Annotated in this window: 4 protein-coding genes; all 4 read left to right on the plus strand. The window is 63.8% G+C overall.

Annotation, left to right across the window (positions count from 1 at the left end; translation table 11 throughout):
• Window positions 1–204: 204 nt before the first annotated feature.
• Window positions 205–753 carry a hypothetical protein gene (locus x551_RS25450; RefSeq protein ID WP_152543581.1) on the plus strand — a complete coding sequence of 183 codons (549 nt, stop codon included), beginning with the start codon at window positions 205–207 and terminating at the stop codon, window positions 751–753.
• Complete coding sequence (locus x551_RS23695) at window positions 678–2,573, plus strand: galactose oxidase-like domain-containing protein (protein ID WP_051512152.1); 1,896 nt, start codon at window positions 678–680, stop codon at window positions 2,571–2,573. Before x551_RS25450 ends, x551_RS23695 begins: the two co-directional genes overlap by 76 nt.
• Complete coding sequence (locus x551_RS23700; protein ID WP_256363999.1) at window positions 2,467–4,092, plus strand: PKD domain-containing protein; 1,626 nt, start codon at window positions 2,467–2,469, stop codon at window positions 4,090–4,092. The genes x551_RS23695 and x551_RS23700 overlap by 107 nt, the downstream gene beginning before the upstream one ends.
• 29 nt (window positions 4,093–4,121) lie before the next feature.
• The coding region (locus x551_RS23705; RefSeq protein WP_275452078.1) for a cytochrome c peroxidase at window positions 4,122–4,942 on the plus strand (821 nt) is incomplete at its 3' end.

Below are 4,942 nucleotides of genomic sequence, written 5' to 3' on the forward strand. Positions count from 1 at the left end.
CCCTAAGGGCCGCACGCATGTCGGTTTGCACAACCGTAACCAGAGCTTCCCTGCATTTACCCCCGGCTGCGGGGGTGCCTCACTACGGATCGCCGCCTAATATCGTTCTTGCCACTGCAGCTGTGGAGTTGCTGAGGTGTTGCTTGGTGCGGCGCAGCAACGTGCGGCGACTTTTGACTCCCCCATTATCGAAAACGAGATTCAGTGAGAAATCGACAAATACTGACCAGGGAGGCCATTCGACGCATCGGTCCGGGGCTGGCGGTGTCGGCTTGCCTGCTGATCTCGGCTTGCGGCGGGGGCGAAACCGATAATGCCTCCGAGGCGACCGCGGCTTCTTCAGCCAAGGCACGCATCGCCGCCATCGCCGCGCCGGCGCAGGCCGTCTGGTCAGCCCCTGTTTCGCTCACCCTGGTGCCGTCTGCTGCGGCGAACCTGCCGAACGGCAAGGTCCTGATGTGGTCGGCCGACAGCCGCTTTGATTTCACAACCACTGCTGGGAATACCTACTCGACGCTGTTCGATCCGGTCACGAATACCGCAACCGAAAGGTTGATCAACGAAACCAACCACAACATGTTCTGCCCCGGCACGACCAACCTGCCGGACGGACGGTTGTTGGTCAGCGGCGGATCGAGCGCGGGGACCACCAGCATCTACAACCCGGCAACGGGGGCGTGGGCTGCCGCGGCGGCCATGAATATTCCGCGCGCCTACCAGCCAACACGATCCTGCAGGATGGTTCCATCCTGACGCTCGGGGGCTCGTGGAATGGCGGGCAAGGCAACAAGCATGCCGAAATCTGGACAGAGGCGGGCGGTTGGCGGCGCCTGACCGGCGTGGCCGTGAACCCGATGGTGGGGCCCGACCCGGGCGGCGTTTTCCGGGGAGACAACCACATGTGGTTGATCCCGACCGGCACCGGGCAGGTGCTCCATGCGGGCCCGAGCGCCAACATGAACTGGATCAACACCCAGGGCAATGGATCCAGCGTTCCCGCGGGAACGCGCGGCGACGATGCGTACGCAATCAACGGTTCCACCGTGATGTACGACATCGGCAAGATTCTCAAGACGGGCGGTGCGCCCGCTTACGAGAACATCGATGCCACGGCGAGTTCGTACGTGATCGACGTCAATGCTGGTTTGAGTGTGCGCAAGATTGCGCCGATGAGCTACGCACGCGCCTTTCACAACAGCGTGGTGCTGCCCAACGGACAGGTCCTGATCGTCGGGGGGCAGACACGTCCGGTTCCCTTTTCAGACGATCGCTCGGTGCTGATCCCGGAACTGTGGGATCCCGTGACGGAAGCCTTCACGACGATGCCGGCCATGACCGTACCGCGCAATTACCACGGTGTTGCGCTGTTGCTGCACGATGGTCGGGTGCTGTCAGCTGGCGGCGGCTTGTGTGGACAGGGTTGTGCAGGCAATCACCCCGACGTACAGATTCTGACGCCCAACTATCTGATGAACTCGGACGGCAGTGCGGCGACGCGTCCTGTCATCAACACGTTTCCGGCGCAGGTGGAGTACGGCAAGAAGATGGCCGTGACCACCAACTCGGCCGTCACGTCTTTCGTGCTGATCCGCCTGTCTTCGACGACGCACACCGTCAACAACGACCAGCGGCGCATCCCGCTGGTGTTCGCGTCGACCGGCACGAACAGCTACAGCATCGACGTACCGACCAATCCGGGCATTGCGCTGCCGGGTCAGTACATGCTTTTCGCGATCGACGGGCAAGGCGTTCCTTCGGTGGCGAAGACGGTGCGCATCGGTGCTGGCACGGCCCCGCAACTGCAGTCGCCGGGAACGCAAGCCGGGACGGCCGGCGTCGCTGTTTCGCTGAGCACGACCGCAACAGCTCCGAATGGTCTGGGCATCACATTCAGGGCGACGGGGCTGCCTCCCGGTCTGAGCATGAACGCGACCACCGGCAGCATCACCGGTACACCGACTGCAGGTGGCGATTTCAAGGTCAGTATTTTCGCGGCGACCACTTCCGGCGAGACCAGCACGGATTTCATGTGGAACGTGGTCGGAGGCACCTCCGGTCCGATCTCGGTGCGCTATGTTCGCCTGGAAGAGGTGACTGAGATCAACGGGGGCGCCTGGGCCTCGATGGCCGAGTTCAACCTGCTCGACACCAACGGCGCAACGATTTCCCGCGCCGGATGGACCGTGAGCGCGGACAGCCAGGAAACGCAGGGGGAGAATGCTCCGGCGGCCAACGCGATCGACGGCAATACCGCCACTTTCTGGCATACGCAGTGGTCCGGAGCCAATCCGCCGCCGCCGCACACGTTCACGGTGAACCTTGGTGCCGTGCGCAATGTCGGCGGCTTCAAGTATCTGCCGCGTCAGTCGGGCGCCAACGGCACGATCGCGCAGTTCCGCTTCTACGTCAGCGCCGACGGTATCAATTGGGGCGTTCCAGTCGCCACCGGCGACTTCAGCACCATGGGTGCCAGAGCGGTGGAGAAGACCGTGTTGTTCACGGTACCCGGGGCGAATCAGGCGCCGACGATCAACTCGCCGGGGCGCAATCGCACACGCAGGGGCAGACCGTGACGCTCGGCATCTCTGCGACCGACCCCGACGGCGATGCGCTGACGTATTCCGCGTCGGGCCTGCCCGCAGGCTGAACCTATCTGCGAGCACCGGTGTGATCAGCGGCACCGTGAACACCGCTGGAACCTACAGCCCGACGGTCACGGTCCAGGATGGAAACGGTGCCAGTGATACCACCGCGTTCGCCTGGACGGTGATTCCGGTCCAGCCGGTGATCAATCCCGTGCTGGCTCCGCCTGTCGTGGCGGGCGGGACCGCGACATTCAATGTCACATCGAACATGGGCGCCGGGGTTCAGTACCGATGGGACTTCGGTGACGGAACGCCGGAGACCGCCTATTCGACTGCGGCCACGGTCACGCACCTCTATGCCGCACCGGGGCTTTATACCGTGACGGTCACTGCGCTATCGACTTCGGGTGCCGTGAAGACGCTCAGCTTCACGCAGGCAATCTATGGAGCGATCTCAGGAGCGACTCGTCCGAGCGGATCGACCAACGTCGTCGTCGAGACCCGCGCTGGACAGAACCCGCGGGTCTGGTTGGTCAACCAGGATAACGACAGTGTCAGCGTCTTCGATGGCGTGACCTACAACAAGGTAGCCGAAGTCGCGGTCGGGGTCGATCCGCGGACCTTGGCTGTGGCCCCTGATGGTCGCGTGTGGGTCACCAACAAGAGCGGCTCGAGCATCAGTGTCATCAGTGCCAGCAGCCTGTCGGTGGTTCAGACGATTGCATTGCCTCGGGCTTCGATGCCCTACGGACTTGCCTTCGCGCCGAATGGCAGCGCTGCCTACGTCGCGTTGGAAGCCAGCGGTCAGCTGCTGAAACTGAACGTGAGCTCGGGGGCTGTTTTGGGATCGGTCGCGGTAGGTGCCAATCCGCGCCATCTTTCGATCCCCGTTGCGAGCGACCGCATTTTCGTTTCGCGATTCATTTCGCCGCCCTTGCCGGGAGAGGGGACCACAGTCGTTCAGACCGAGGTGGCGGGGGTCAAGCGTGGCGGCGAGGTGGTGGTGGTCACGTCCGCCATGGCAATCGAGCGCACCATCGTCCTGCAGCACAGCGACTTGCCGGACACCACGCTGCACGGGCGCGGCATTCCGAACTATCTGGCCTCGCCAGTGATTGCCCCGGACGGAAAGAGCGCTTGGGTCCCATCGAAGCAGGACAACGTCAAGCGCGGAACCCGGCGTGACGGCTTGGCCCTGAACTTCGAAAGCACGGTGCGCGCGATCACCTCGAGGATCGACCTGGTGACCTTCGCGGAAGACTATGCGGCCCGCGTCGATCACGACAACTCCAGTCTCGCCAGTGCCGCGGTTTTCCACCCGACAGGGGCGTACCTGTTCGTCGCGCTGCAGACGAGCCGTCACGTCGCGGTGATCGATCCGGTCCGGGAAGTCGAACTGTTCCGCTTCGATGCGGGGCGCGCACCCGATGGGGTCGCCGTCTCGCCCGACGGCCTGACCCTGTATGTCAACAACTTCATGGATCGGACTCTGGGGTCTTCGATCTGACGCGGCTGGTACGGTATGGCGAGTTCAGCGTGACTGCATCGGCAGCCGTCGACGCGGTCGCCGTCGAGAAGCTCTCGGCCGTGGTGCTGACGGGCAAGCAGTTCTTCTACGATGCCCGTGACCCCCGGTTGTCTCGCGATGCGTACATGAGTTGCGCGGCCTGCCACAACGACGGTGGGCACGACGGTCGCACATGGGACCTGAGCAGTCTGGGAGAAGGGCTGCGCAACACGATCAGCCTGCGTGGTCGGGCCGGTGGGCAGGGCTTCAAGCACTGGAGCGGAAATTTCGACGAGATCCAGGATTTTGAAGGGCAGATCCGAACGCTTGCGCAAGGCGCTGGGCTGATGACGGACGTGCAGTTCAATACCGGGACACGGTCTCAGCCGTTGGGCACGACGAAGGCCGGGGTCAGCGCAGACCTTGACGCGCTGGCGGCCTACGTGGGCTCGCTCAACACGTTCGCGCCGACTCCGAACCGCAACGCAGACGGGAGTCTCACCGCAGCTGGGACAGCAGGCCAGGCCGTGTTCGCCAGCAAGTGCTCGTCATGCCACTCTGGAACGGCGTTCACCGAGAGCGGAGCCAGTACCTTGAGAGACGTTGGCACGCTCAAGGCCTCCAGCGGCAACCGTTTGGGCGGAACGTTGACGGGGATCGACACACCGACGCTTCGCGATGTTTGGGCCACGGCGCCCTATCTGCATGACGGGTCTGCGGCCAGCGTGACTGCAGCCATCCAGGCGCACACGGCGATCGTGCTGACGGCGACTGAACTGTCCAACGTCGCGTCGTACGTCGCTCAGATCGGCGTCGAGGAAGCCACCGCGCCGACGAGCACGCCCGGCGG

This window comes from Methylibium sp. T29 (genome assembly GCF_000576205.1).
GTDB lineage: Bacteria > Pseudomonadota > Gammaproteobacteria > Burkholderiales > Burkholderiaceae_C > Methylibium > Methylibium petroleiphilum.